This window comes from Microcella sp., from assembly GCF_040286215.1.
Taxonomy (GTDB): domain Bacteria; phylum Actinomycetota; class Actinomycetes; order Actinomycetales; family Microbacteriaceae; genus Microcella.
Window position 1 is genome coordinate 20,964 of the sequence record NZ_JAVKCK010000003.1, and the last position, 26,299, is coordinate 47,262.

General features: G+C 68.6%; 20 protein-coding genes and 3 rRNA genes. 20 read left to right on the forward strand and 3 right to left on the reverse strand.

Annotation, left to right across the window (positions count from 1 at the left end; all coding sequences use genetic code 11):
• Window positions 1-75 precede the first annotated feature (75 nt).
• The 7 genes from argC to RJQ01_RS00590 all read left to right on the forward strand — a co-directional run bounded on the left by argC (window position 76) and on the right by RJQ01_RS00590 (window position 7,424).
• Window positions 76-1,122, forward strand: a complete 1,047-nt coding sequence (argC, locus tag RJQ01_RS00560) for an N-acetyl-gamma-glutamyl-phosphate reductase (RefSeq protein WP_350474748.1) — start codon at window positions 76-78, stop codon at window positions 1,120-1,122.
• Window positions 1,119-2,270, forward strand: a complete 1,152-nt coding sequence (argJ, locus tag RJQ01_RS00565) for a bifunctional glutamate N-acetyltransferase/amino-acid acetyltransferase ArgJ (protein WP_350474749.1) — start codon at window positions 1,119-1,121, stop codon at window positions 2,268-2,270. Before argC ends, argJ begins: the two co-directional genes overlap by 4 nt.
• On the forward strand, window positions 2,270-3,169 hold the full coding sequence (gene argB, locus RJQ01_RS00570; protein ID WP_350474750.1) for an acetylglutamate kinase: 900 nt from the start codon (window positions 2,270-2,272) through the stop codon (window positions 3,167-3,169). The genes argJ and argB overlap by 1 nt, the downstream gene beginning before the upstream one ends.
• Window positions 3,170-3,237: 68 nt before the next feature.
• Window positions 3,238-4,416 carry an acetylornithine transaminase gene (locus RJQ01_RS00575; protein ID WP_350474853.1) on the forward strand — a complete coding sequence of 393 codons (1,179 nt, stop codon included), beginning with the start codon at window positions 3,238-3,240 and terminating at the stop codon, window positions 4,414-4,416.
• Entirely contained in the window at window positions 4,413-5,375 is a 963-nt protein-coding gene (gene argF, locus RJQ01_RS00580) for an ornithine carbamoyltransferase (protein ID WP_350474751.1), read from the forward strand. Before RJQ01_RS00575 ends, argF begins: the two co-directional genes overlap by 4 nt.
• Window position 5,376: 1 nt before the next feature.
• A complete protein-coding gene (gene argH, locus RJQ01_RS00585; RefSeq protein WP_350474752.1) occupies window positions 5,377-6,783 on the forward strand; it encodes an argininosuccinate lyase in 1,407 nt (468 codons plus the stop codon).
• A 5-nt stretch (window positions 6,784-6,788) separates the two neighbouring features.
• Complete coding sequence (locus tag RJQ01_RS00590) at window positions 6,789-7,424, forward strand: DNA-3-methyladenine glycosylase (RefSeq protein ID WP_350474753.1); 636 nt, start codon at window positions 6,789-6,791, stop codon at window positions 7,422-7,424.
• Here the strand turns inward: RJQ01_RS00590 and RJQ01_RS00595 are convergent.
• A complete protein-coding gene (locus RJQ01_RS00595; RefSeq protein WP_350474754.1) occupies window positions 7,396-7,992 on the reverse strand; it encodes a DNA-binding protein in 597 nt (198 codons plus the stop codon). The genes RJQ01_RS00590 and RJQ01_RS00595 overlap by 29 nt on opposite strands.
• A gap of 200 nt (window positions 7,993-8,192) precedes the next feature.
• On the opposite strand from RJQ01_RS00595, the gene tyrS reads away from it, so the two are divergent.
• The 10 genes from tyrS (at window position 8,193) to recN (ending at window position 21,342) form a co-directional block, all read left to right on the forward strand.
• A complete protein-coding gene (tyrS, locus tag RJQ01_RS00600; protein WP_350474755.1) occupies window positions 8,193-9,503 on the forward strand; it encodes a tyrosine--tRNA ligase in 1,311 nt (436 codons plus the stop codon).
• Window positions 9,504-10,098: 595 nt separating this feature from the next.
• Window positions 10,099-11,620, forward strand: a 16S ribosomal RNA gene (locus RJQ01_RS00605).
• Window positions 11,621-12,083: 463 nt separating this feature from the next.
• Window positions 12,084-15,199, forward strand: a 23S ribosomal RNA gene (locus RJQ01_RS00610).
• Window positions 15,200-15,347: 148 nt separating this feature from the next.
• Window positions 15,348-15,464 (forward strand): 5S ribosomal RNA (rrf, locus tag RJQ01_RS00615).
• The 16S, 23S and 5S rRNA genes sit together here, the layout of an rRNA operon.
• Before the next feature lie 109 nt (window positions 15,465-15,573).
• Window positions 15,574-16,551, forward strand: a complete 978-nt coding sequence (locus RJQ01_RS00620) for a hypothetical protein (protein WP_350474756.1) — start codon at window positions 15,574-15,576, stop codon at window positions 16,549-16,551.
• The gene (locus RJQ01_RS00625) at window positions 16,541-17,560 is read left to right on the forward strand and encodes an HAD-IIA family hydrolase (protein ID WP_350474854.1); all 1,020 of its coding nucleotides are present in this window, start codon (window positions 16,541-16,543) and stop codon (window positions 17,558-17,560) included. The genes RJQ01_RS00620 and RJQ01_RS00625 overlap by 11 nt, the downstream gene beginning before the upstream one ends.
• Window positions 17,561-17,562: 2 nt before the next feature.
• A complete protein-coding gene (locus RJQ01_RS00630; protein ID WP_350474757.1) occupies window positions 17,563-17,826 on the forward strand; it encodes a hypothetical protein in 264 nt (87 codons plus the stop codon).
• Window positions 17,823-18,728: a TlyA family RNA methyltransferase gene (locus tag RJQ01_RS00635; protein WP_350474758.1), complete on the forward strand. Its 906-nt coding sequence runs from the start codon at window positions 17,823-17,825 to the stop codon at window positions 18,726-18,728. Before RJQ01_RS00630 ends, RJQ01_RS00635 begins: the two co-directional genes overlap by 4 nt.
• On the forward strand, window positions 18,725-19,648 hold the full coding sequence (locus RJQ01_RS00640; RefSeq protein ID WP_350474759.1) for an NAD kinase: 924 nt from the start codon (window positions 18,725-18,727) through the stop codon (window positions 19,646-19,648). The genes RJQ01_RS00635 and RJQ01_RS00640 overlap by 4 nt, the downstream gene beginning before the upstream one ends.
• A complete protein-coding gene (gene recN / locus RJQ01_RS00645) occupies window positions 19,645-21,342 on the forward strand; it encodes a DNA repair protein RecN (RefSeq protein WP_350474760.1) in 1,698 nt (565 codons plus the stop codon). The genes RJQ01_RS00640 and recN overlap by 4 nt, the downstream gene beginning before the upstream one ends.
• Window positions 21,343-21,367: 25 nt before the next feature.
• Here the strand turns inward: recN and RJQ01_RS00650 are convergent, their stop codons facing one another.
• Together RJQ01_RS00650 and RJQ01_RS00655 are read right to left on the reverse strand one after the other, a co-directional pair.
• Window positions 21,368-21,823, reverse strand: a complete 456-nt coding sequence (locus RJQ01_RS00650; RefSeq protein WP_350474761.1) for a type IV pilin protein — start codon at window positions 21,821-21,823, stop codon at window positions 21,368-21,370.
• A 171-nt stretch (window positions 21,824-21,994) separates the two neighbouring features.
• Entirely contained in the window at window positions 21,995-22,867 is an 873-nt protein-coding gene (locus RJQ01_RS00655) for a hypothetical protein (protein ID WP_350474762.1), read from the reverse strand.
• Between the two features lie 161 nt (window positions 22,868-23,028).
• Here RJQ01_RS00655 and pyrG point away from each other — a divergent pair, with 161 nt between their 5' ends.
• From pyrG to RJQ01_RS00670, 3 genes are read left to right on the forward strand one after another with little or no spacing between them, the layout of a single operon-like run.
• Window positions 23,029-24,699 carry a CTP synthase gene (pyrG, locus tag RJQ01_RS00660; RefSeq protein WP_350474855.1) on the forward strand — a complete coding sequence of 557 codons (1,671 nt, stop codon included), beginning with the start codon at window positions 23,029-23,031 and terminating at the stop codon, window positions 24,697-24,699.
• Window positions 24,696-25,316, forward strand: coding sequence for an NUDIX domain-containing protein (locus RJQ01_RS00665; protein ID WP_350474763.1), 621 nt, complete (start codon window positions 24,696-24,698; stop codon window positions 25,314-25,316). Before pyrG ends, RJQ01_RS00665 begins: the two co-directional genes overlap by 4 nt.
• A gap of 2 nt (window positions 25,317-25,318) precedes the next feature.
• On the forward strand, window positions 25,319-26,284 hold the full coding sequence (locus RJQ01_RS00670) for a site-specific tyrosine recombinase XerD (protein ID WP_350474764.1): 966 nt from the start codon (window positions 25,319-25,321) through the stop codon (window positions 26,282-26,284).
• Window positions 26,285-26,299: the final 15 nt, after the last annotated feature.

The following is a 26,299-nucleotide window of genomic DNA, read 5'->3' on the forward strand; positions in this document are numbered from 1 at the left end:
CGCGGCGCGTCGCCGACGCCCCGCACCGCGCCCTCCCGCACCCCGGCGGGCGCAAAACCTGGAAAGCTGGAGGACATGACTGTCTCGATCGCCGTCGCCGGAGCCAGCGGATACGCGGGCGGCGAAGTGCTGCGCCTGCTCGCCGACCACCCCGGTGTCGACGTGACGACCGTCACCGCGCACAGCAACGCGGGCCAGCGCCTCATCGACGTTCAGCCCCACCTGCGCTCGCTCGACCACCTGACGTTCGCCGAGACCACGCCCGAGGTGCTCGCCGGCCACGACGCCGTCGTGCTGGCACTGCCGCACGGTGCCTCCGGCGCCCTCGCCGCGACGCTGCCCGACGACGTGCTCGTGCTCGACTGCGGAGCCGACCACCGCCTCACGAGCGAGGCCGACTGGGAGCGCTACTACGGCGGCGAGTACCACGGCGCCTGGACGTACGGCCTGCCCGAGCTGCTGCACGCCGACGGCTCCCGCCACCGCGAGCACCTCAGCGGCGCGCGGCGCATCGCCGTGCCCGGGTGCAACGTGACCGCCGTCTCGCTCGGCCTGGCCCCGGGCATCCGCAGCGAGGTCATCGAGCCGGCCGACCTCACCGCGGCGCTCGCCGTCGGCCCCTCCGGCGCCGGCCGCGCTCTCAAGACCATGCTGCTCGGCAGCGAGCTCATGGGCTCGGCCTCCCCGTACGCCGTCGGCGGCACGCACCGCCACATCCCGGAGATCCTGCAGAACCTCCGGGTTGCCGGCGCCGCACACCCGAGCATCTCCTTCACCCCCGTGCTCGTGCCGATGAGCCGCGGCATCCTCGCCACCATCACCGCCCGTCTCGAGCCCGGCGCCGACGCGGCCAGCGTGCGCTCGGCGTGGGAGTCGGCGTACGCCTCCGAGCCGTTCGTGCACGTGCTGCCCGACGGCCACTTCCCGAAGACCGCCGACGTCGTGGGAGCCAACACGGCCCTCATTGGCCTCGCCGTCGATGAGGACGCCGGCCGCGTGGTCGTCGTCGTCGCACTCGACAACCTCGTCAAGGGCACTGCCGGCGCCGCCGTGCAGTCCCTCAACCTCGCACTGGGCCTGCCCGAAGACCTCGGCCTGCCCCGGAACGGAGTCGCCCCATGACCGTCACCGCCGCAGCAGGATTCGAGGCGGCGAGCGTCGCCGCCGGGCTCAAGTCGACGGGGGCCCTCGACCTCGCCCTCGTCGTCAACCGGGGCCCGCGCTCGGCCGCCGCCGCCGTGTTCACGAGCAACCGCGCCCAGGCGAACCCCATCATCTGGTCGCGCCAGGTCATCGCCGACGGCGACGTGCGCGCCATCGTGCTCAACTCGGGCGGCGCGAACTGCTTCACGGGCTCCCAGGGCTTCCAGACCACCCACGCGACGGCCGAGGCGGTCGCCGAGCACCTCGGGGTCGATGCCGGCGACGTGCTCGTGTGCTCGACGGGCCTCATCGGCGAGCAGCTCGACCGCGACGCGCTCCTGGCCGGCGTCGCGACGGCGGCCGGCTCCCTCGCGACCGACGGGGGAGAGGATGCCGCGCGCGCCATCATGACGACCGACTCGGTTTCCAAGACGGTCACCGTGACGGGCCCCGGCTACACGATCGGCGGCATGGCGAAGGGGGCGGGGATGCTCGCGCCCGGGCTCGCGACGATGCTGTCGGTCATCACGACCGACGCCGACCTGCCGGCCGCCGAGCTGGATCGCGCCCTGCGCGAGGCCACGCGCCTGACCTTCGACCGGCTCGACTCGGACGGCTGCATGTCGACCAACGATCAGGTGACGCTGCTCGCCAGCGGGGCATCCGGTGTGGCCCCCTCGGTCGACGAGTTCACGGCGCTGCTCGTCGAGGCGTGCCGCTCGCTCGTGCTGCAGCTGCAGGCCGACGCCGAGGGCGCGAGCCACGACATCCGCATCGACGTGCAGGGCGCGGCGAGCGAGGACGACGCGGTCGAGGTGGGCCGCTCCGTCGCCCGCAACAACCTGTTCAAGGCCGCCATCTTCGGCAACGACCCGAACTGGGGCCGCGTGCTCGCCGCGATCGGCACGACGAGCGCCGAGTTCGACCCCTACGCCGTCGACGTCAGCATGAACGGCGTGCGCGTCTGCCACGCAGGCGGGCCCGACCGGCCGCGCGAGGAGGTCGACCTGAGCGAGCGCATCGTGAACGTGCTCATCGAGCTCGGCGTCGGGGACGCCTCCGCCATGATCCTCACCAACGACCTCACCCACGACTACGTTCACGAGAACAGCGCCTACTCGAGCTGATGACGACGACACACGAACCCGACGACTTCGCCCTCGCCGCCGAGAAGGCGGCCACCCTCATCGACGCGCTCCCGTGGTTGCAGACCTACCGCGACCGCATCGTCGTCATCAAGTTCGGCGGCAACGCCATGGTGACTCCCGAGCTGCAGCGCACCTTCGCCGAGGACATGGTCTTCATGCGCACCGCCGGCGTGAGACCGGTGATCGTGCACGGCGGCGGCCCGCAGATCTCCTCCATGCTCGACCGCTTCAAGATCGAGAGCGAGTTCCGGGGCGGCTACCGGTACACGAGCCCCGAGGCGATGGATGTCGTGCGCATGGTGCTTACCGGCCAGGTCAGCCCCGCCATCGTCAACCACATCAACGAGCACGGCCCGCTCGCGGCCGCGATCTCGGGGGAGGACGCCGGGCTGTTCCGCGGTCGCAAGCGCGGTGCGATGGTCGACGGCGTCGAGGTCGACCTCGGCCTCGTCGGCGACGTCGTGGGCGTCAATCCCGAACCGGTGATCGCCCAGCTCGACGCCGACCGCATCCCCGTCGTCTCCTCGATCGCCCCCGATGTCGACACGCCCGGCCAGTCGCTCAACGTCAACGCCGACTCGGCCGCTTCCGCGCTCGCCGTGGCGCTGGGGGCCGAGAAGCTCGTGATCCTCACCGACGTCGCCGGCCTCTACCGCGACTGGCCCGACCGCGACACGCTCGTCTCGACTATCGCGGTCGCCGAGCTGCGCGAGCTGCTGCCGACGCTGCAGGCCGGCATGATCCCCAAGATGGCGGCGTGCCTCGAAGCGGTCGAGGGCGGGGTCGCGAAGTCGGCGATCATCGACGGCCGCATCCCGCATTCGATCCTGCTCGAGATGTTCACCCAGAAAGGCATCGGCACGGAGGTGGTGCCGTGAGTGCCGCTGGCGGCGCGAACAATAGGCACAGCGCGCCTGACCCGGTGACCGGCCCGAAGACCGAGGCGATGCGCGCAAGGTTCGCACGCGTGGCGATGTCGTCCTCCCCCACCCCCTCCGCCGTGCTCGACCACGGTCGCGGCGCCCTCGTGTGGGATGTCGACGGGGCCGAGTACCTCGACTTCCTCGCCGGCATCGCCGTGAACGCCCTCGGCCACGCGCACCCCGCCGTGGTCGAGGCGGTGAGCGCCCAGGCCGCGCGCGCGGTGCACGTCAGCAACTACTTCACGACACCGCAGGCGATCGCGTTCGCGGAGCGCCTCGTGCGCCTCACCGGGGCGGGCGAGAGCGGTCGCGTGTACGTCGCCAACTCGGGTGCGGAGGCCAACGAGGCCGCGATCAAGCTCGCGCGGCGCACGGGCCGGCCGCGCATCCTCGCCTTCGAGGCGGGCTTCCACGGGCGCACGATGGGGTCGCTCGCGCTCACCGGCAAGGCCGCTCTGCGTGAGCCCTTCGAGCCGCTCGTACCGGGGGTGGAGCACCTGCCGACCGAGCTCGACGCCCTCGAGGCGGCGATGGGCGACGACGTCGCCGCCGTCCTCCTCGAACCCATCAAGGGCGAGGCCGGCGTCGTGCCGCTGCCGGCCGGCTTCCTTGCCGCAGCGCGCGAGCTGACGACCGCGCACGGCGCTCTCCTCATCGTCGACGAGATTCAGACCGGGGCGGGGCGCACCGGCGACTGGTTCGCATTCCAGCACGCCGGCGAGCTGCCGGAAGGCGCGATGCCCGACGCGATCGCGCTCGCCAAGGGCATCGGCGGGGGCGTGCCGATCGGGGCGCTCGTCACGACCGGTGCGGCGAGCGAGCTCTTCACGCTCGGTCAGCACGGCTCCACCTTCGGCGGCAATCCGCTTGCGACGGGTGCCGCCGACGCCGTGCTCGCCGAGATCGAGCGCGCCGACCTGGTGGCGAACGCCGCTCGGCGGGGCGAGCAGCTGCGGCAGGGCATCCTTGCTCTCGGCAGCGACCTGGTGGTCGAGGTGCGCGGGCGCGGCCTGCTGCTCGGTATCGAGGTGGCCGAGCCCATCGCGCCGGCGATCGTCGGCCACGCCCTGCAGCGCGGCCTCATCATCAACGCCACGGGCCCCACCACGGTGCGCCTCGCACCGCCGCTCATCATCGGCGATGCCGAGATCGACCGATTCCTCACCGTCTTCGCCGCGAGCCTGGAGGCCGCCCGCCCATGACCGACCCCGCACCGTCGCCGACCACGCGGCACTTCCTGCGCGACGACGACCTGACGCCCGCCGAGCAGGCCGAGATCCTCGACCTCGCCGTCGAGCTCAAGCGCGACCGCTGGGCGACCCGCCCCCTCGAGGGCCCGCAGACCGTCGCCGTCATCTTCGACAAGTCGTCGACCCGCACGCGCGTCTCCTTCGCCGTCGGCATCGCCGACCTCGGCGGGCAGCCGCTCATCATCTCCACCGCGAACAGCCAACTGGGCGGCAAGGAGACCCCGAGCGATACCGCCCGCGTGCTCGAGCGCATGGTCGCGGCGATCGCGTGGCGCACCTACGGCCAGGCCGGGCTCGAAGAGATGGCGAAAGGCACGACGGTGCCGGTCATCAACGCTCTCAGCGACGATTTCCACCCCTGCCAGCTGCTCGCCGACCTGCTGACGATCCGCGAGCACAAGGGCCGCCTGGCCGGGCTCACGGTCGCCTTCCTCGGCGACGGCGCCGACAACATGGTGCACTCCTACCTGCTCGCCGGCGCCACCGCCGGCATGCACGTGCGCGTCGGCTGCCCCGCCGACTACCTGCCGAACCCGCAGGTCGTCGCCGACGCCACCGAGATCGCGCGCGCCACGGGCGGCTCGATCGCGATCCTCACCGACCAGGTGGAGGCCGTCACGGGGGCCGATGTCGTCGTCACCGACACCTGGGTGTCGATGGGCAAGGAGGAGGAGAAGGTCGCGCGCGTCGCCGCCCTCAGCCCCTACAAGGTCGACGGCGAGCTCATGGCCCTCGCGCAGCCGGACGCGATCTTCCTGCACTGCCTGCCGGCCGACCGTGGCTACGAGGTGACGGCCGACGTCATCGACGGGCCGCAGAGCGTCATCTGGGACGAGAGCGAGAATCGCCTGCACGCCCAGAAGGCCCTGCTCGTCTGGCTGCTGGAGCGCGCACAGGGTCGGGCGGCCTGACATGGCGCGCGCGACGAACGACGGCTCGCTGTGGGGCGGCCGCTTCAGCGACGGCCCCTCGCCCGAGCTCGTGCGCCTCAGTCGCTCGACGCACTTCGACTGGCAGCTCGCGCCCTACGACCTCGCGGGCTCGCGCGCCCACGCCCGGGCGCTCGCGGCCGCCGGCTACCTGACCGAGGACGCGCTCGCCCGCATGCTCGCGGGCCTCGACCGCCTCGAGGAGCGCTGGGCCGACGGCAGCCTGCAGCCCCGCCCGGAGGATGAGGACGTGCACGGGGCGCTCGAGACGGCGCTCGTCGAGGAGGTCGGGCCCGAGCTCGGCGGCTCGCTGCGCGCCGGGCGCAGCCGCAACGATCAGATCGCCACGCTCATCCGCCTGTTCCTGCGCGACCACGGCTCGGTCATCGCACGCGACGTGCGCGCGCTCATTGAGGCGCTCGCCGCGCAGGCGGACGCGCATCCCGATGCGGTCATGCCCGGCCGCACTCACCTGCAGCACGCCCAGCCGATCCTGCTCGCGCACCACCTGCTCGCTCACGCCTGGCCGCTCGTGCGCGATCTCGAGCGCCTGCGCGACTGGTGGGTGCGAGCGAACCGCTCACCCTACGGTGCCGGCGCCCTCGCCGGCTCCTCGCTCGGGCTCGACCCCGCACTCGTCGCCGCCGACCTCGGCTTCTCCGGCCCCGCCGAGAACTCGATCGACGCCACGGCGGCACGCGACCTCGTCGCCGAGTTCCTCTACGTGGCGGCGCAGATCGGTGTCGACCTCTCGCGACTGTCAGAGGAGATCATCTTCTGGAACACGCACGAGGTGGGCTTCGTGACGCTGCACGACGGCTACTCGACGGGGTCGTCGATCATGCCGCAGAAGAAGAATCCCGACATCGCCGAGCTCGCCCGCGGCAAGTCGGGCCGGCTCATCGGCGATCTCACGGGCCTGCTCACGACCCTCAAAGGGCTGCCGCTGGCCTACAACCGCGACCTGCAGGAGGACAAGGAGCCCGTCTTCGACGCCGTCGAGACGCTCGAGGTGCTGCTGCCGGCCTTCACGGGCATGGTCGCGACCCTGACCTTCGATACCGAGCGGATGGCGGCGCTCGCGCCGCAGGGCTTCTCGCTGGCCACCGATGTGGCCGACTGGCTCGTGCGGCAGGGCGTGCCCTTCCGGGAGGCGCACGAGGTCTCCGGTGCCCTCGTGGCGCACTGCGAGCGGCACGGCCTCGAGCTGCACGAGCCGAGCGACGACGAGTACGCCGCGATCGACCCGCGCCTGACGCCGGAGGTGCGGGCGGTGCTCACCGTGTCGGGCTCGATCTCCTCCCGAGCGGGCGTCGGCGGCACGGCGCCGAGCGCCGTCGCCGCGCAGCGCGCGCACCTCGACGAGCGCCTCGCCGCCCTGCCCGACTGATCCGCGTGCTCGCGCTGCTGCAGGGCGACCCGCTCAAGGTGGCGCCGCGCGTGCTCGGGTCGCTCGTGCACTGCCGCGGTGTGACCGTGCGCCTCACGGAGGTGGAGGCGTACCGGGGCGAGGACGACCCGGGATCGCACGCGTTCCGCGGCGAGACCCCGCGCACACGCCCCATGTTCGCGGGGGCGGGGCGGGTGTACGCGTACTTCACGTACGGCATGCACACGTGCGTCAACCTCGTGTGCGGGCCCGGGGGTCGAGCTGCGGCGCTGCTGCTGCGCGCGGGCGAGGTGGTGGCGGGCGCCGACACAGCGCTCGAGCGTCGTCGCGGCGGGCGACCCGAGCGCAGCATCCCGCCCCGCGATCTGGCGCGGGGGCCAGCGCGGCTCGCGCAGGCGCTCGGCGTCACGCTCGCCGACTCGGGAACCCTGCTGGCGCCCGTCGACGATGCCGCGGCAGACGGTCTGCGGCTGGAGGTGCGGCCGCCGCTCGCCCCCGACCGCATCGCCCGCGGTCCCCGCGTGGGGGTGGCCGGTCCGGGCGGTGGCGCCGAGTTCCCGTGGCGATTCTGGATCGACGGCGATCCGACGGTGTCGGCGTACCGAGCCGCGGTCAGGCGCGGCGGTTCCCGGCCTCGCTGAGCAGCTCGGCGAGGGCGGTGCGGGCTTCCGCGTCGACGCGCAGGCCGGCGGCGCGAGCGCGCTTGCTCACCGCCTGCGGCGTGATGCCCAGCGTCGCGGCGGCGGCGGCCTGCGTGGCTCCGGCGTCGAGGAGGTCGTGCAGCTGCCAGCTGTGCGCGCTCCAGCGAGCCCGATGCGCCAGTAGGAGGTCGAGCAGCGGTTCGAGTCGCTCGACGGCCGCGTCGTCGACGCCGCGCACCGCGCACGCACTCGCACGCCGCGCGGCGGCAGACGCGGCGTCGTGGGCGGCCACGATGCCGGGTCCGGCGACCTCGTGCACGCCGACCGGAAGCGGCGTGCGCACGCTGCCGAGGCCCAGGCCGACCGTCCAGCAGCGGTCGCGGCTGAGGTGCAGCACGGTCTCGAGCGCCGCGCGCGCACTCGGGGTGAGCGCGTGCAGTGCACCGTCGACGAGCTCGGGCGCGAGCGGGTAGTCGCCGTCGAAGCGCGCGCGCAGGGCGAACAGTGCGCGATCGGACGCGTTCGGTGCAGCAGTAGCGGTGCGCGGTGCGGCGACGACGACGTACATCGACCCTCCTCGCGGTCAACCCTAGGGGGTGGATCTCCTCGCGCGACCGGGCGCGCCGACCGGGCCCGCAGCACCCCGCCGCGTGCTTCCCGCTGCCTCCCGCAGCGCCCCTCCGCCTCCTCACCGCTGCCTCCCGCAGCGCCCTTCCGCCTCCTCACGCGTGCGGCTCGCCGACGATGCGCCGCTGATACTCTGACGCGGTGACCGCCGCACCCGTGACACTCGCGCCCCCGCAGAACGATTCGAGCTTCGAGACGGTGTGGGACGAGATCGTGTGGCGCGGCCTCGTGCACGTCTCGACTGACGCGGATGCTCTGCGCGAGCTTCTCGCCGGCCCGCCGATCACCTACTACTGCGGGTTCGACCCGACCGCCCCGAGCCTGCACCTCGGCAATCTGGTACAGCTGCTGCTCATGCGCCGCCTGCAGCTGGCGGGGCATCGGCCTCTGGCTCTGGTGGGCGGGTCGACCGGTCTCATCGGCGACCCCCGTCCCACGGCCGAGCGGCAGCTGAACACGCGCGAGACCGTCGCGGAGTGGGTGGGCTACTTGCAGCGGCAGGTGGGGCGCTTCCTGCCGGCCGAGGGTGACGCGGGCGTGCGACTGGTCAACAACCTGGATTGGACGGCGGGCCTGAGCGCGATCGACTTCCTCCGCGATGTCGGCAAGTACTACCGCGTCGGCACGATGCTCAAGAAGGATGCTGTTGCGGCACGCCTGAACTCCGACGCGGGTATCAGCTACACCGAGTTCAGCTATCAGATCTTGCAGGGCTTCGACTTCCTCGAGCTGCATCGCCAGTACGGCTGCGTGCTGCAGACGGGCGGCAGCGATCAGTGGGGCAATCTGACGAGCGGCACCGATCTCATCCACCGCGCTGAGGGGCGCAGCGTGCACGCGATCGGCACCCCGCTCATCACGAACAGCGACGGGACGAAGTTCGGCAAGAGCGAGGGCAACGCGATCTGGCTGGATCCCGCGATGTGCAGCCCCTATGCGATGTACCAGTTCTGGCTCAATACCGACGACGCCGACGTGGTCGACCGTCTCAAGGTGTTCACCTTCCTGCCTCGCGTCGAGATCGAGGAGTACGAGCAGAAGGTGGCGCAGGAGCCGTTTCGGCGGGAGGCCCAGCGCCGGCTCGCTCTCGAGGTGACGGCACTCGTGCACGGAGAGGATGCCGCGGCCGCGGCCATCGCCGCGTCGGCAGCGCTGTTCGGCCAGGGCGACCTGGCCGAGCTGGATGCCGCGACGCTGGCGGCCGCGGTCGCCGAGCTGCCCTCGGCGCGCGTGGCGGAGTCTGACACCGTCGTGCAGGCACTGGTGGCGACCGGCCTGTGCGCGAGCGCGGGGGAGGCCAGACGGGCGATCGCGCAGGGCGGGGTCTCGCTCAACAACGAGAAGGTGACGGCCGAGGAGCGCACGCTGGAGGGGGCCGCGCTCGCGGGCGGCGTCGCGGTGCTGCGGCGGGGAAAGAAGACCCTCGCTGGCCTGCTTCTCGCGGGCGAATGAGACGTCGCGAGGCGCCTCCGGAGGCCGCCCACCCACCGAGCGAGTGAGGCCGAGCAGGCGCGACACGCCCGGGATGCACCGAGATTTGTCGCGGGGGTGATCGGGCCGTAGTGTTTCCTCTCGTCACCCCAAAGGTGCGGCCAGCGGAACCGCCGGTCGGCCTCAAGCGGGACACATCCTCCAAGACAGAGCAGCCACTTGCTGGTGCGCTCATCGCCAAGTAGGATGGCAAGTCCGCCCACCGGATCGATCCACATGATCGGGATGCGTCGGCCGAGTCACTCGGTCGCCGAGATCTCCGATTTGCATCGGATCTCCCGGGCGGATAGATTAGGGAAGTTGCCCAGTTGCGACGGCTGAGAAGCCGGAGGTCTGGAGCGCCCGATCCTTGAGAACTCAACAGCGTGCACTAAGTCAATGCCAAATAACCTCGTCGGCTGACCTCGGTCAGTCGAATGAGATTCCTTTGGATTGAAACAAGAATGTCAGTAGATATTCGAACTTCAGTCAGACAAACTCGCGCCGGTTCACCACCTCGGTGGCGATCGGAGCACTAGATGTGCCAGCGGCTCTCGAGCTGCTCGGCAATCAAACATTTACGGAGAGTTTGATCCTGGCTCAGGACGAACGCTGGCGGCGTGCTTAACACATGCAAGTCGAACGATGAAGCCGGAGCTTGCTCTGGTGGATTAGTGGCGAACGGGTGAGTAACACGTGAGTAACCTGCCCCAGACTCTGGGATAAGCGTTGGAAACGACGTCTAATACCGGATACGAGCTGCGATCGCATGATCAGCAGCTGGAAAGAATTTCGGTCTGGGATGGACTCGCGGCCTATCAGCTAGTTGGTGAGGTAACGGCCCACCAAGGCGACGACGGGTTGCCGGCCTGTGAGGGTGACCGGCCACACTGGGACTGAGACACGGCCCAGACTCCTACGGGAGGCAGCAGTGGGGAATATACACAATGGGCGCAAGCCTGATGCAGCAACGCCGCGTGAGGGACGACGGCCTTCGGGTTGTAAACCTCTTTTAGCAGGGAAGAAGCGAAAGTGACGGTACCTGCAGAAAAAGCACCGGCTAACTACGTGCCAGCAGCCGCGGTAATACGTAGGGTGCAAGCGTTGTCCGGAATTATTGGGCGTAAAGAGCTCGTAGGCGGTTTGTCGCGTCTGCTGTGAAAACGCGAGGCTCAACCTCGCGCCTGCAGTGGGTACGGGCAAACTAGAGTGCGGTAGGGGAGATTGGAATTCCTGGTGTAGCGGTGGAATGCGCAGATATCAGGAGGAACACCGATGGCGAAGGCAGATCTCTGGGCCGTAACTGACGCTGAGGAGCGAAAGCATGGGGAGCGAACAGGATTAGATACCCTGGTAGTCCATGCCGTAAACGTTGGGAACTAGATGTAGGGACCATTCCACGGTTTCTGTGTCGCAGCTAACGCATTAAGTTCCCCGCCTGGGGAGTACGGTCGCAAGACTAAAACTCAAAGGAATTGACGGGGGCCCGCACAAGCGGCGGAGCATGCGGATTAATTCGATGCAACGCGAAGAACCTTACCAAGGCTTGACATATACGAGAACGGGCTAGAAATAGTCAACTCTTTGGACACTCGTAAACAGGTGGTGCATGGTTGTCGTCAGCTCGTGTCGTGAGATGTTGGGTTAAGTCCCGCAACGAGCGCAACCCTCGTCCTATGTTGCCAGCACGTCATGGTGGGAACTCATGGGAGACTGCCGGGGTCAACTCGGAGGAAGGTGGGGATGACGTCAAATCATCATGCCCCTTATGTCTTGGGCTTCACGCATGCTACAATGGCCGGTACAAAGGGCTGCAATACCGCAAGGTGGAGCGAATCCCAAAAAGCCGGTCTCAGTTCGGATTGAGGTCTGCAACTCGACCTCATGAAGTTGGAGTCGCTAGTAATCGTGGATCAGCAACGCCAAGGTGAATACGTTCCCGGGCCTTGTACACACCGCCCGTCAAGTCATGAAAGTCGGTAACACCCGAAGCCAGTGGCCCAACCGCAAGGAGGGAGCTGTCGAAGGTGGGATCGGTGATTAGGACTAAGTCGTAACAAGGTAGCCGTACCGGAAGGTGCGGCTGGATCACCTCCTTTCTAAGGAGCATCTGCTGCCTCGCTCCGGCGAGTGCAGCCAGAAGCCAGATCTGAGACGTTCGTTCTCAGCTGGTAGCTCATGGGTGGAACATTGACTTTGGTGGTCGGCGAGTGCCGGCAGCTCAGTACGCATCCTTCGGGGTGCTGGAACGGCAGCTGGCAGGAGCGGATCACATGCACGCTGTTGGGTCCTGAGGGACCGGGCCTCGAGGGCGACCTCGAGACTCGATTCCTCGGACCGCGGTCTGACCGACTAGAAAGCACCCCGCTCTGGAAGCAGCGCGGGGTCGTCGGCAGGAGCGGTACCGACCGTATGTTGAGAACTACACAGTGGACGCGAGCATCTTAGAACTGAGGTCGCAAGACCTCGGATCTACGATCAAACATCTCGAAAGAGATATAGATCATTGGTCTGCGTCGAGCGCCCTCGGGTGTGAGACGCACGATCGATTCAAACTCATGTAGTCAAGTTTCTAAGAGCAAACGGTGGATGCCTTGGCATCTGGAGCCGAAGAAGGACGTAGCAATCTGCGATAAGCCTCGGGGAGCTGATAAGCGAGCTTTGAGCCGAGGATTTCCGAATGGGGAAACCCCGCTGGGCGTACTTGTGCGACCTAGTGACTCCCGCCTGAATATATAGGGCGGGTAGAGGGAACGTGGGGAAGTGAAACATCTCAGTACCCACAGGAAGAGAAAACAACAGTGATTCCGTCAGTAGTGGCGAGCGAACGCGGATCAGGCTAAACCGATCATGTGTGATAGCCGGCAGGCGTTGCATGGTCGGGGTTGCGGGACTTTCCTGCTGCTCTGCCGAGCAGTAAGGGTTACAGCGCGATATAGACGAATGGTCTTGAAAGGCCAGCCACAGAGGGTGCCAGCCCCGTAGTCGAAATGTCGTAATGGCCCGGAGAGTATCCCAAGTAGCACGGGGCCCGAGAAATCCCGTGTGAATCTGTCAGGACCACCTGATAAGCCTAAATACTCCCAGATGACCGATAGCGGACAAGTACCGTGAGGGAAAGGTGAAAAGTACCCCGGGAGGGGAGTGAAATAGTACCTGAAACCGTTTGCTTACAAACCGTCGGAGCAGCCCTAGTAGCTGTGACGGCGTGCCTTTTGAAGAATGAGCCTGCGAGTTAGCGATATGTGGCGAGGTTAACCCGAGAGGGGTAGCCGTAGCGAAAGCGAGTCTGAATAGGGCGATTCAGTCGCATGTCCTAGACCCGAAGCGAAGTGATCTATCCATGGCCAGGTTGAAGCGACGGTAAGACGTCGTGGAGGACCGAACCCACTTAGGTTGAAAACTGAGGGGATGAGCTGTGGATAGGGGTGAAAGGCCAATCAAACTTCGTGATAGCTGGTTCTCTCCGAAATGCATTTAGGTGCAGCGTTGCGTGTTTCTTGCCGGAGGTAGAGCTACTGGATGGCCGATGGGCCCCAAAAGGTTACTGACGTCAGCCAAACTCCGAATGCCGGTAAGTGAGAGCGCAGCAGTGAGACAGTGGGGGATAAGCTTCATTGTCGAGAGGGAAACAACCCAGACTACCGACTAAGGTCCCTAAGCGTGTGCTAAGTGGGAAAGGATGTGGAGTTGCATAGACAACCAGGAGGTTGGCTTAGAAGCAGCCACCCTTGAAAGAGTGCGTAATAGCTCACTGGTCAAGTGATTCCGCGCCGACAATGTAACGGGGCTCAAGCACACCACCGAAGTCGTAGGATTCGCATATTAGGTAGGCCTTCGTGGTCCAGCCGTGCGGATCGGTAGGAGAGCGTCGTGTGGCCAGAGAAGCGGCGGTGTGAACCAGCCGTGGAGGCCACACGAGTGAGAATGCAGGCATGAGTAGCGAAAGACGGGTGAGAAACCCGTCCTCCGAAAGACCAAGGGTTCCAGGGCCAGGTTAATCCGCCCTGGGTAAGTCGGGACCTAAGGCGAGGCCGACAGGCGTAGTCGATGGACAACGGGTTGATATTCCCGTACTGACGAAGAACCGCCCAAGCTAATCCAGTAATGCTAAGAGTCCGAATACCGGTGACCGATCCCTTCGGGGAGGAGCGCCGGGGCTAGCACTCGACCCTACGCTGGTGCGGCTAGCGTATTAACAGGTGTGACGCAGGAAGGTAGCTGAGCCGGGCGATGGTTGTCCCGGTGTAAGGATGTAGGGCGAACGATAGGCAAATCCGTCGTTCACATAGCCTGAGATCCGATGCGTACCCCTCACGGGGGAAATCAGTGATCCTATGCTGCCGAGAAAAGCATCGACGCGAGGTTCTAGTCACCCGTACCCCAAACCGACTCAGGTGGTCAGGTAGAGAATACCAAGGAGATCGAGAGAATCGTGGTTAAGGAACTCGGCAAAATGCCCCCGTAACTTCGGGAGAAGGGGGGCCGGATTCGTGAAGGGATTTACTCCTGGAGCGTTGAAGGCCGCAGAGACCAGTGGGAAGCGACTGTTTACTAAAAACACAGGTCCGTGCTAAGTCGCAAGACGATGTATACGGACTGACGCCTGCCCGGTGCTGGAAGGTTAAGAGGAAGGGTTAGCGCAAGCGAAGCTCTGAATTTAAGCCCCAGTAAACGGCGGTGGTAACTATAACCATCCTAAGGTAGCGAAATTCCTTGTCGGGTAAGTTCCGACCTGCACGAATGGCGTAACGACTTCCCAGCTGTCTCAACCGCGAACTCGGCGAAATTGCACTACGAGTAAAGATGCTCGTTACGCGCAGCAGGACGGAAAGACCCCGTGACCTTTACTACAGCTTGGTATTGGTGTTCGGTGTGGCTTGTGTAGGATAGGTGGGAGACTGTGAAGCGGGCACGCTAGTGTTCGTGGAGTCATTGTTGAAATACCACTCTGGTCACTCTGGATATCTAACTTCGAACCGTAATCCGGTTCAGGGACAGTGCCTGGTGGGTAGTTTAACTGGGGCGGTTGCCTCCCAAAAAGTAACGGAGGCGCCCAAAGGTTCCCTCAACCTGGTTGGCAATCAGGTGTCGAGTGTAAGTGCACAAGGGAGCTTGACTGTGAGACTGACAGGTCGAGCAGGGACGAAAGTCGGGACTAGTGATCCGGCAGTGGCTTGTGGAAGCGCTGTCGCTCAACGGATAAAAGGTACCTCGGGGATAACAGGCTGATCTTGCCCAAGAGTCCATATCGACGGCATGGTTTGGCACCTCGATGTCGGCTCGTCGCATCCTGGGGCTGGAGTAGGTCCCAAGGGTTGGGCTGTTCGCCCATTAAAGCGGTACGCGAGCTGGGTTTAGAACGTCGTGAGACAGTTCGGTCCCTATCCGCTGCGCGCGCAGGAAGTTTGAGAGGATCTGACCCTAGTACGAGAGGACCGGGTTGGACGAACCTCTGGTGTGTCAGTTGTTCCGCCAGGAGCACCGCTGATTAGCTACGTTCGGGATGGATAACCGCTGAAAGCATCTAAGCGGGAAGCCGGCCTCAAGATGAGACTTCCATACCATTTATGGTGAGAGGCTCCCAGCCAGACGACTGGGTTGATAGGCGGGATGTGGAAGAGGGGACTAAAGACCCTCGCAGCTGACCCGTACTAATAAGCCGATAACTTGACAACAACCTCCCTCCTCGTGAGGGGAATGAGTTTGCTGCTCGCGTCCACTTTGTGGTTCTCGATTTACGGTCGAGAACTGCGCACAGACAGCATCACTGTGAGAACAGTGCCGAGCATGTCTGTCCGTAAACGATTGATAAATCAATAGTGTTTCGGCGGCCATAGCGAAGGGGAAACGCCCGGTTACATTCCGAACCCGGAAGCTAAGACCTTCTGCGCCGATGGTACTGCGAGGGGGACCTCGTGGGAGAGTAGGACACCGCCGGACTTCTTTGTGAGATGGCCACCCAGTGATGGGTGGCCATTTCGCGTTAACGCACCAGCACGCCGGTCGGCCTCGACGCGAGGCGGGCCGGTCTCGACCCCAGGAGCCGACCATGGCTGAACGCCCCGACCGTCCACGGCGCAACGACCGTCCTCGCGAGGACCGGCCCGCGCGGGACGGTGCCTCGAAGCGGGACGGTGCCCCGAGGCGGGACGGTGCCCCGAGGCGGGATGGTGCCGCGAAGCGGGACGGCGCTCCGAGGCGGGACGGTGCCGCCCGGCGGGAGGGAGCGCCTCGGCGCGACGGCGCGGGCTACCGGGGGCCGAGGCCGGCGGGCGCATCCCGACCGGATCGCCCGCACCGGCCCGAGGGCGACAACGACCGGCCGCGGCACGATGACCCGCCGATCCCCGACCACATCACCGGCAAAGAGCTCGACCGGCACGCGCGCAACGAGCTGCGCACGCTTGCGAAAGAGAACGCCGACCGGGTCGCGCAGCACCTCGTGATGGCGGCGCAGCTCATCGACGACGACCCCGCGCTCGCGCACCGGCACGCGGCGGCGGCCGCCCGCCGCGCGGGACGCATCGCCGTCGCCCGAGAGACCTACGCGATCACGGCGTACGCGAACGGAGACTTCGCGCTCGCCCTGCGCGAGCTGCGCACCTATCGCCGCATCTCCGGATCGAACGAGCAGGTGCCGCTCATGGTCGACTGCGAGCGCGGTCTCGGTCGCCCCGAGAAGGCGCTCGAGCTGGCCCGATCGATCGACCGCTCGACGCTGAGCGAGTCCGCGCGCGTGGAGCTCGCGATCGCCATGTCGGGCGCGCGACTCGACCTCGGTCAGCTCGACGCAGCGCTGCTGGAACTGGAGATTCCGCAGCTGGACCCGACGACGGCCTACCGCTACAGCCCGGCGCTCTTCGACTCCTATGCAGTCGTGCTCGCCGAGCTCGGGCGCGAGACGGAGGCCGATGACTGGGCTCGGCGCGCCGATATCGCTGCCGCGGCGATCGCCGATGCAGACGGCGAGACGCCCGCCGACGATACCGTGGAGATCGTGGAGGTCGACGGTGACGATGCGCCGTAACGCCACGCAGCCCACCCCGCTGAGCGATCGGGATGCCCTGCTTCTCGACCTCGACGGCGTCGTGTACACCGGCCCGGGGGCGATCCCGCACGCGGTGGAGAGCATCTCCCGCGCCGGCGAGACGATGCGGGTCGGCTACATCACCAACAACGCCTCCCGCACCGACGCTTCCGTCGCCGAGCACTTGCGCGAGCTGGGGCTCTCCGTCGACCCGAGCGACGTGGTGACCAGCCCGCAGGCCGCGGTGCGCGTGCTCGCAGGCCTCGTGGAACCCGCGTCGCGCATCCTCGTCGTCGGCGGTGACGGTCTCGTCACCGAGGTCGAGAACGCCGGATTCACGGTGACGCGCTCCGCGGAGGACGACCCCGCGGCCGTCATCCAAGGCTTCGCCCCGCACGTGGGCTGGGAGCACCTGGCGGAGGCGTCCTTCGCGCTGCACACCGGCATTCCGTGGGTGGCGACCAACACCGACTGGACCATCCCCGTCGCGCGCGGCATCGCGCCGGGCAACGGCACACTCGTCTCAGCCGTGCACCTCGCCGTCGGGCGCCTGCCCGTCTTCGCCGGCAAGCCGGAGAAGCCGATCTTCGACGTCGCCGCAGAGCGCTTCGGCGCCCGCAACGCCCTCGTCGTGGGTGACCGCCTCGACACCGACATCCTCGGCGGCAACCGGGCCGGCATGGCGACGGCACTCGTGCTGACCGGCATTGATCGCGCCAAGCAGGTGCTCGCCGCGCCCGCCGACCAGCGCCCCCACTACATCCTCCGCGATCTGCGGCAGCTCTTCGAGCCGTATCCGGAGGTGCGCGAGAGCGTCGAGGACGGCGTGCGCACGGTCGAGGTGGGCGCCGCCGTCGTCCGCATGAAGCAGCACGTGGTGCGCGTCGCCCGGGCCGGTGATCCACTCGATCTGCTGCGGGCGGGCGCGGCGGTCATCCACGCCTCCGGCCTGCAGATCTTCGGCCTCGACGTCGATGAGCAACTGCGCGAGCTGGCGGTACGCTCGTGACCATGGACGGTGACGGCGACGGCGAGGCGGCGGCCTCAGCGGTGGCCGACGAGCGCTCGGCGGGCGGCCCCACGGCGGGCGGCTCACGGTCGGACGAGTCGAGTCAGGTTGCGGAGGCGGATGACGCCCTGCTGTCGCGACTCGCCCTGATCGGGGAGCGACCGCTCGCCGACCGCGCGGCGGCGTTCCGCCAGTTGCACGACGAGCTGAGATCAGAGCTCGACGCGACCGACACCCCGAGCACCGAGCCGACGCGCCCGGCGTGACGACCGGCACTCGACTCGATGTCGCACTCGTCGAGCGCGGGCTCGCACGCTCGCGCACGGCCGCCCGCGCGGCGATCGAGGAGGGTCGCGTGCGGGTCGACGGGCACACGGTGGTCAAGCCCGCGCATCCCGTCTCGGCGGATGCCGCTCTCACGATCGACGCCGCCGACGGGTACGTCAGCCGCGCCGCGCACAAGCTTCTCGCCGCTCTCGACGCGGCGGGCCGCAGCGGTGCACCGGTGCAGGTCGACGGCGCCCTGGCGCTCGACCTCGGCGCCTCCACGGGCGGCTTCACGCAGGTGCTGCTCGAGCGCGGCGCGCGGCAGGTGATCGCGCTCGACGTCGGCCATGGCCAGCTCGATCCGCTGCTGCGCACCGATGCGCGGGTCGTCGTCGTCGAAGGGGAGAACGCTCGCGCTCTGAGCGCCGGGCGGCTCGCCGCGGTCAGCGGCGTCGACGAGCGGCCCGACCTCGTCGTGGGCGACCTGAGCTTCATCTCCCTCACGCTCGTGCTGCCGGCGATCGTGGACACGGTGGGCACTGCGGTGCCCCTCGTGCTGCTGATCAAGCCGCAGTTCGAGGTGGGTCGGCAGGGCATCCGCGAAGGGGTCGTGCGCGATGCCGGCGCTCGCGCCGAGGCGATCATGGGCGTGCTGTGGGCGGCCTTCGACCTCGGGCTCGCGGCCGACACGATCGTGCCCTCCCCACTGCCCGGAGTGCACGGCAATCTGGAGTTTCTCGCGATCTTCCGGCCGACTGTCGGTCGGAGTCCGACACAATGGAGGGGCTACGTGGATGCTCTCGCGCACGGCCGCGCGCCCACGGAGTTCGACAGCAGCACCCCGGACACCAGCACGACCGACCGCAGCACACCTGATCGCTCGACCCAGGAGTCTTCGTGACCACCGACCGCCACATCCTCGTCGTCGCCCATACGGGTCGCGCCGAGTCGCTCGCGGCCGCCGTGCGGGCTGTGCACCACATCCGCGACGCCGGGCTCGTGCCCGTCGACGCGGAGGACTCGGAGGACGAGCTGCGGGAGGCCGCCGCGGTCGACCAGGTGAGCGTGCTCGGGCGCGACGTCGCCGTCGGCGATCTCGAGCTCGTCATCGTGCTCGGCGGCGACGGCACGATCCTGCGCGCCGCCGAACTGGCGCGGGGCGGTTCGGCGCCGCTCCTGGGCGTCAACCTCGGTCACGTCGGCTTCCTCGCCGAGAGCGAGCGCGACGACCTCACGGAGGCCCTCGATCGCGCGCTGGACCGCGACTATCACGTCGAAGAGCGCATGACCCTCGCCGTGCGCGTCAAGATCGGCGGCGAGGTCATCTACGAGACGTGGGCGCTCAACGAGGCGACCGTCGAGAAGGCCAGCCGCGAGCGCATGCTCGAGGTCGTCATCGAGGTCGACGGGAGGCCGCTGTCGAGCTTCGGCTGCGACGGCGTCGTCATGTCGACCCCCACCGGATCGACCGCGTACGCCTTCTCGGCCGGTGGCCCCGTCGTCTGGCCGAGTCTCGACGCCATGCTCCTCGTGCCGCTCAGCGCGCACGCCCTGTTCGCTCGGCCCATCGTCGTGGGGCCCGACTCCTCCCTCGCGGTCGAGGTGCTCGATCGCACGCAGGGCACGGGGGTGCTGTGGTGCGACGGCCGGCGGGCCTTCGAGTTGCCGACCGGCGCGCGCGTGATCTCGCGCCGCTCGCCCACCCCGGTGCGGCTCGCCCGCCTGCACACCGGCCCGTTCACCGACCGGCTCGTCAACAAGTTCGCCCTGCCGACCACCGGATGGCGGGGCCCCATCGATGAGGAGGCCCGCGACTCGTGATCGAAGAGATCTCCATCCGCCACCTCGGCGTCATCGGCGAGGCACGGCTCCCGCTCGGCCCCGGCTTCACCGCCCTCACGGGCGAGACCGGGGCCGGCAAGACGATGGTCGTGACCGCCCTCGGGCTGCTGCTCGGCGATCGCGCCGACACGGGAGCGATCCGCTCGGGCAGCGGTCAGGCGCTCGTCGAAGGGCATTGGAGCATCGACGAGCGCGGAGCAGTCGCCGACCGCGTGCGAGATGCGGGGGGAGACCTCGACGAGGGCGCCCTCATCCTGAGCCGCTCCATCTCCCAGGAGGGCCGCTCGCGCGCTGTCGTCGGGGGGCGGTCGACGCCGGTGGGCGTGCTGAACGAAATCGGGCAGCAGCTCGTCGTCGTGCACGGCCAGAGCGACCAGGTGCGCCTCAAGTCGGCGACCGCCCAGCGCGAGGCCCTCGACCGCTTTGCTGGGCCGGAGCTCGCGCACGTGCTGGGCGACTACCAGGAGGTGTTCCGGCGGTGGATGGACGCGCAGTCGGAGCTCGACGTGCTCGTCGCCGACCGCGACCGCCGCGCCCGCGAGGCGGAAGACCTGCGCGCCGCGATGACCGAGATCGAGGAAGCCGCGCCGCGCCGGGGCGAGGATGACGAGCTCGCGGCCCGTGCCGAGCGCCTCACGAACGTGGAGGATCTGCGCCTCGCCGCCGCGCAAGCGCACGAGCTGATCTCCTCGGAGAGCCTCGACGAGGCGCGCGACGCCGTGGCCCTGCTCGAGACGGCGCGCCGCACGATCGACCGTGTCTCCGGCCACGACCCGGCGCTCGAGCCCATCGCCGAGTCCATCGCCAACGCCGGCTTCGTCGTCGGCGAGCTCGCCACGCAGCTTGCCAGCTACCTCGCCTCCCTCGACACCGACGGTGGGCGCGAGCTCGACACCGTGCAGGAGCGCCGGGCCGAGCTCGCCGCCCTCATGCGCAAGTACGGGCCGAGCCTCGACGAGGTCATCGACTACCTCGACTCCGGCAGCAGCCGTCTGCTCGAACTCGACCAGGACAGCGACCGCATCGACGCCCTGCGCCTCGAGGTCGATGCCGACCGCGCCCGCGTCATGGAGCTCGCCGACCGCCTGAGCGAGCTGCGCCGCACCGCCGGCATCCGGCTCTCCGAGCGCGTCACGAGCGAGCTCGCGGCGCTCGCCATGGGAGGGGCGCGCATCACGGTCGACGTCACGAGTCGTGAGGAGTACACGCTGAGCGGGCGCGACCGCGTTGCGATTCTGCTGCAGCCGCATCCCGGAGCCGACCCGCGCCCGCTCGGCCGCGGCGCCTCCGGCGGCGAGCTGTCGCGCGTCATGCTCGCGCTCGAAGTGGTCATCGCCGCGACCGACCCCGTGCCGACCTTCATCTTCGACGAGGTCGACGCGGGGGTCGGAGGGGCGAGCGCCATCGAGATCGGCCGACGGCTGGCCCGCCTCGCGCAGAACTCGCAGGTGATCGTCGTCACCCACCTCGCCCAGGTCGCCGCTTTCGCGACCAACCACCTACGCGTCGTCAAGGACAGCGCAGGCACCGTCACCGCCTCGAGCGTGCAGCAGCTCGGCGGCGAGGAGCGCGTCGCCGAAATGGCGCGCCTGCTCAGCGGCCTGCCCGACAGCGAGACCGGTCTCACCCACGCCCGCGAGCTGCTAGAGACGGCTCGCGAGCTCGTCGCCTAGGTCTGCGAGCGCCGCCCGCGGCGCCTCAGGCCCGCGGTGCGCGGCCGCCGCGCTGGATCGTGAAGACGGGGTCTCCGCTCGTCGCGCACGTGCCCGTCTGCACGGGCGCGGCGTCGGTGACGTAGAACGACGTCGCGGAATCCGAGACGACCTCGATGCAGAATCTCTCCTGCCGCACCACGATGAAGGGCGCAGCAGTCGTCGAGTTCGCGAAGCCGTACCCTTCGAGGTCGCTGGTGCTGGTCGTGAAGGTTCCGTCGTTCTCGAGTGAGTAGGCCACCATCGCCGTGCGGATGTGCACGAGGTCGCTCTTCGCGGCCGCATTGTGCGCCTGACTCTGCTGACCGAGGAAGATCGGCACCGCCACCGCCGCGAGAATGCCCATGATGATCACGACGACGAGCAGCTCGATGAGCGTGAAGCCCTGATCGTCGCGTTGATGTGAGCGCGCGCGCTGCGCCACCGCTCGGCTGTCCGACACGCGCACGTCTCCTCAGCTCTTCTGCGGAGAACGCGCCAGGTCTCGGGCGCGCCCCCGTGCAGCCAATGCCGCAGGTCGAGCATCCCGCAGCGACCGTGAGTGCGAAATCCCCAGTCCGGGGGAGTGCACGACGGGTCAGGTGCGCCGTCACCAGCTCGCCCCGCACGCCGCTCAGTCGCGCACCGGCACCTCGACCCGCACCGTATCGCCCGACCTCTGCTCGATCGTGATCGACGCCGTCACGGCGCCTTCCAGCGCGACGCCCTCGGGAGTCGGGAGCACGTGCGACGTGGGGGCGAAGTCGGCGGAGCAGAAGTCGGCCGGGTAGGGCACGAAGGCCACACTCACGACCGCAGGAGCGGCTGCCTCGAGCGCGACGGGTACCGGCGGGCAGCCTGATCTGCCCCACGTGACGACGAGAAGCCGCGCCCGGCCATCGGCCCAGAACGCCAGCGGCTCGCCCCGCTCGAGCGCATCCGGCGGAAGCGCGATGCTCTCCGGCGTGCCGCCGCTGATCGTCTCCAGCGCGATCGACTCGGCATCACCGGCGGAACTGCCGCGCACCGGCCACAGCTGCACGCGCACGATCTGCGGCTCCACCTCGCCGAAGGCGCTCGCACTCAGCGTGAGCTCCGCCTCGAGCGCGCCGTCGCCGACGCCCTCCGGAGTCTCGAACACGTGCGTGCGCGCCGCGAGATCGTCGGTGCACGCCTCGGCCGGCGCCTGGGTGAACGAGATCGCCAGGAGAGACGGGTCGACGGTCTCGAGGCTGGTCGCGATGGAAGGGCAGGAGGAGCTGCCGAACGTGACAATCGTGAACGTCTCGCGGTCGTCGGCGAGCCAGCCCACGGGGCCGAACGCGAAGCCCTCGTCCTCCGGCCCGGGAACGGGGGCGTCGGCGGGCCAGCCCTGCTGCTCGGAGAGCGCCACGCTGCGCGGGGACGGATCGACGGCGGCGCACGCGGTCATGGCCAGGGCAGCGGCTGCTGCGAGAGCTGCCGTGCGGCGCCCGCGGGCGGTGATCGAGCGAAGACGACGAACCATGCGCCACAGGGTACGCCCGCTGCGTGCACGCGCAACCAGCGTTGGCGCAGGGTCGATCTGAGCGCGTCGAGGCTCGGAAGCGCTCACGTCGGATACGATGGAACCCCGTGGCGGACACTTCTGAGACAGGTTCTGACGGGCGAGGCTCTGACGGGCGAGACATCGACCACGTCACCAAGCACATCTTCGTGACCGGAGGCGTGGTCTCCTCCCTCGGCAAGGGGCTCACCGCCGCGAGTCTCGGCAACCTGCTCACCGCGCGAGGCTTGCGCGTCGTCATGCAGAAGCTCGACCCGTACCTCAACGTCGACCCTGGCACCATGAACCCGTTCCAGCACGGTGAGGTCTTCGTGACCGACGACGGTGCAGAGACCGACCTCGACATCGGCCACTACGAGCGATTCCTCGACCTCAACCTGAGCCAGGCGGCGAATGTCACGACCGGCCAGATCTACTCCGAGGTGATCGCGAAGGAGCGCCGCGGCGAGTACCTCGGCGACACCGTGCAGGTGATTCCCCACATCACCGACGAGATCAAGCGCCGCATGCGCCTGCAAGCCCACGCTCACCCGAAGCCCGACGTCATCATCACCGAGATCGGCGGCACCGTCGGCGACATCGAATCGCAGCCGTTCATCGAGTCGGCCCGGCAGGTGCGGCACGAGCTGGGCCGCAAGAACGTCTTCTTCGTGCACGTCTCGCTCGTGCCGTTCATGAACGCGAGCGGCGAGCAGAAGACGAAGCCCACGCAGCACTCCGTCGCGATGCTGCGCTCCATCGGTATTCAGCCCGACGCGCTCGTGCTGCGCAGCGACCGGCCTGTCTCCAGCGGCAACCGCCGCAAGATCGCGCTCATGTGCGATGTGGAGGAGGCGGCGGTCGTCAACGCCGTCGACGTGCCCTCCATCTACGACATCCCGTCGATGCTGCACAGTCAAGGCCTCGACGCCTACCTCATCGACCAGCTCGACCTGCGCGCAGGCGACGTGGTGTGGGACGGCTGGAAAGACCTGCTCACCGCTGTGCACGAGCCCAAGCGCGAGGTGACGATCGGCCTCGTCGGCAAGTACATCGACCTGCCCGACGCCTACCTCTCCGTCACCGAGGCGCTCCGCGCCGGCGGGTTCGCCCACCAGGCGAAGGTCGCGATCCGCTGGATCGCCTCCGACGAGTGCGAATCGCCCGAGGGCGCGGCGCGCCAGCTCTCCGAACTCGACGGCATCTGCGTGCCGGGCGGCTTCGGCGTGCGCGGCATCGAGGGCAAGCTGGGGGCGCTGCGGTTCGCGCGGGAGAACGAGATACCGGTGCTGGGTCTGTGCCTGGGCCTGCAGTGCATGGTCGTCGAGTACGCACGCAACGTCGCGGGCCTGCCGGGGGCCTCCAGCAGCGAGTTCGACCCCGACACCGAGTACCCGGTGATCGCGACGATGGCCGAGCAGGTCGCTCATCTCGCCGCCGGCGACCTGGGCGGCACGATGCGTCTCGGCCTGTACGAGGCGGCGCTGATGCCGGGCTCGATCGTCGCTGAGCTGTACGGCTCGGAGATGTCGCACGAGCGCCACCGCCACCGCTACGAGGTCAACAACGCCTACCGCGAGCAGATCGCGGCGGCGGGCCTGCGCTTCTCGGGCACGAGCCCTGACGGCTCGCTCGTCGAGTACGTGGAGCTGCCGCGCGAGGTGCACCCGTTCTACGTGGCGACGCAGGCGCACCCGGAGCTGCGATCGCGGCCGACGGCGGCGCACCCGCTGTTCCGCGGGCTCATCGATGCGGCGATCGCGCGTCAGAAGGCGTCGCGCCTGTTCGACGACGAGGCGGGCTCGGCCGCGTGAGCGCGGGCGAAGCGGGCGACGGTGCGGCGGCGGATGCTCAGAGCCGGGCGGCCGACGAGCTACGGGACGAGGCGCGCAGCGTCGAAGTGCTGCGCAGCGATCTGGCCTTCGAGGGCGTCGTGTGGGACATCCGTCGGGAGGAGTTCGCGTACGGGGAGGCGACCCTCACGCGGGAGTTCATGGAGCATCCCGGAGCCGTCGCGGTTCTCGTGATCGACGCGGAGGATCGCGTGCTCACGATCCAGCAGTACCGGCACCCGATCCAGACGCGCAACTGGGAGCTGCCGGCGGGGCTGCTCGACGTCGACGGCGAGCCGCCCCTCGAGGCCGCGCAGCGCGAGCTTGCCGAGGAGGCCGACCTCGTGGCCGCGGCGTGGGAGCCGCTGTTGACCATGCACACCTCGCCGGGCGGGTCGGACGAGATCATCCACGTGTTCCGCGCATCCGAGCTGACGGCGACCGAGGAGGTGTTCGCCCGCGAGGCGGAGGAGGCCGACATCGTGCCGCGCTGGGTGCCGCTCGCCGAGGCGGTCGAGGCGGTGCTCGCCGGGCGCGTGCACAACGGCATTTTCCTCGCGGCGATCCTCGCCGAGCACGCGCGCCGCACGCGGGCGTAGGCGTGGCCGAGCCCGCGGAGCCCGCCGAGCCGCGCGCTGCGTCGGCTGTCGAGCGCGCGGTCGAGCGGTACGTGCGCCATGTCGCCCTGGAGCGGGGGCGCTCGCCCCACACGGTGTCGGCGTACCGGCGCGATCTGACGCGCTACGCGGAGCACCTGCGCTCTCGCGGCATCGAGCAGCCGGGCGACATCGGCGGCGCCGACGTCTCGGCATTCGTCGCCGCGGTGCGCGCTCCCGCCGACGGCTCGCCGGGGGTGGCGCCGTCGACGGCGGCGCGCATGCTGTCGAGCGTGCGCGGCTGGCACCGCTTCCTCGTCGAGGAGGGGCTCGCCGACCGCGATGTCTCCACCGAGCAGCGCCCGCCGACGCAGCCGCGGCGCCTGCCGAAAGCCATCAGCATCGACGAGGTGGAGCGACTTCTGGAGGCATGCGCGGGCGACGACCCGGTGCGGTTGCGCGACCGGGCCCTGCTCGAGCTGCTGTACGCGACCGGCGCGCGGGTGAGCGAGGCCGTCGACCTCGCGGTGGACGATGTGCTCGGCGACGACGGCGCGGTCGCGGAGGCGGTTCGGCTGTTCGGGAAGGGCCGCAAGCAGCGCCTCGTGCCTCTGGGCCGCTACGCGCGGGAGGCGCTCGACGCCTACCTCGTGCGGTCGAGGCCGCTGCTGGCGCGGCGGGGTGCGTCGACGCCTGCGCTATTCCTGGGGGCACGGGGAGCGCGGCTCTCGCGGCAGAGCGTGTGGTTAGTGATGCGGGATGCTGCGGCACGGGCATCCCTGACGGCGGAGCTGTCGCCGCACACGCTGCGGCACTCCTTCGCCACGCACCTGCTGGAAGGCGGTGCCGACGTGCGCGTCGTGCAGGAGCTTCTCGGGCACGCCTCCGTCGCCACGACGCAGCTGTACACGCTCGTGACGGCGGACGCCGTGCGCGAGGCGTGGGCGACGGCGCACCCGCGGGCGCTCTAGCCGGGTGCCGATCCG

Coding starts and splice junctions, on each gene's coding strand:
- RJQ01_RS00595 (WP_350474754.1), bottom strand. CDS start 7,992: ATGTACGTCGTCGTCGCCGCACCGCGCACCGCTACTGCTGCACCGAAC.
- argC (WP_350474748.1), top strand. CDS start 76: ATGACTGTCTCGATCGCCGTCGCCGGAGCCAGCGGATACGCGGGCGGC.
- RJQ01_RS00575 (WP_350474853.1), top strand. CDS start 3,238: ATGCGCGCAAGGTTCGCACGCGTGGCGATGTCGTCCTCCCCCACCCCC.
- argH (WP_350474752.1), top strand. CDS start 5,377: ATGGCGCGCGCGACGAACGACGGCTCGCTGTGGGGCGGCCGCTTCAGC.
- argB (WP_350474750.1), top strand. CDS start 2,270: ATGACGACGACACACGAACCCGACGACTTCGCCCTCGCCGCCGAGAAG.
- RJQ01_RS00630 (WP_350474757.1), top strand. CDS start 17,563: ATGGACGGTGACGGCGACGGCGAGGCGGCGGCCTCAGCGGTGGCCGAC.
- argJ (WP_350474749.1), top strand. CDS start 1,119: ATGACCGTCACCGCCGCAGCAGGATTCGAGGCGGCGAGCGTCGCCGCC.
- RJQ01_RS00620 (WP_350474756.1), top strand. CDS start 15,574: ATGGCTGAACGCCCCGACCGTCCACGGCGCAACGACCGTCCTCGCGAG.
- RJQ01_RS00625 (WP_350474854.1), top strand. CDS start 16,541: ATGCGCCGTAACGCCACGCAGCCCACCCCGCTGAGCGATCGGGATGCC.
- argF (WP_350474751.1), top strand. CDS start 4,413: ATGACCGACCCCGCACCGTCGCCGACCACGCGGCACTTCCTGCGCGAC.
- RJQ01_RS00655 (WP_350474762.1), bottom strand. CDS start 22,867: ATGGTTCGTCGTCTTCGCTCGATCACCGCCCGCGGGCGCCGCACGGCA.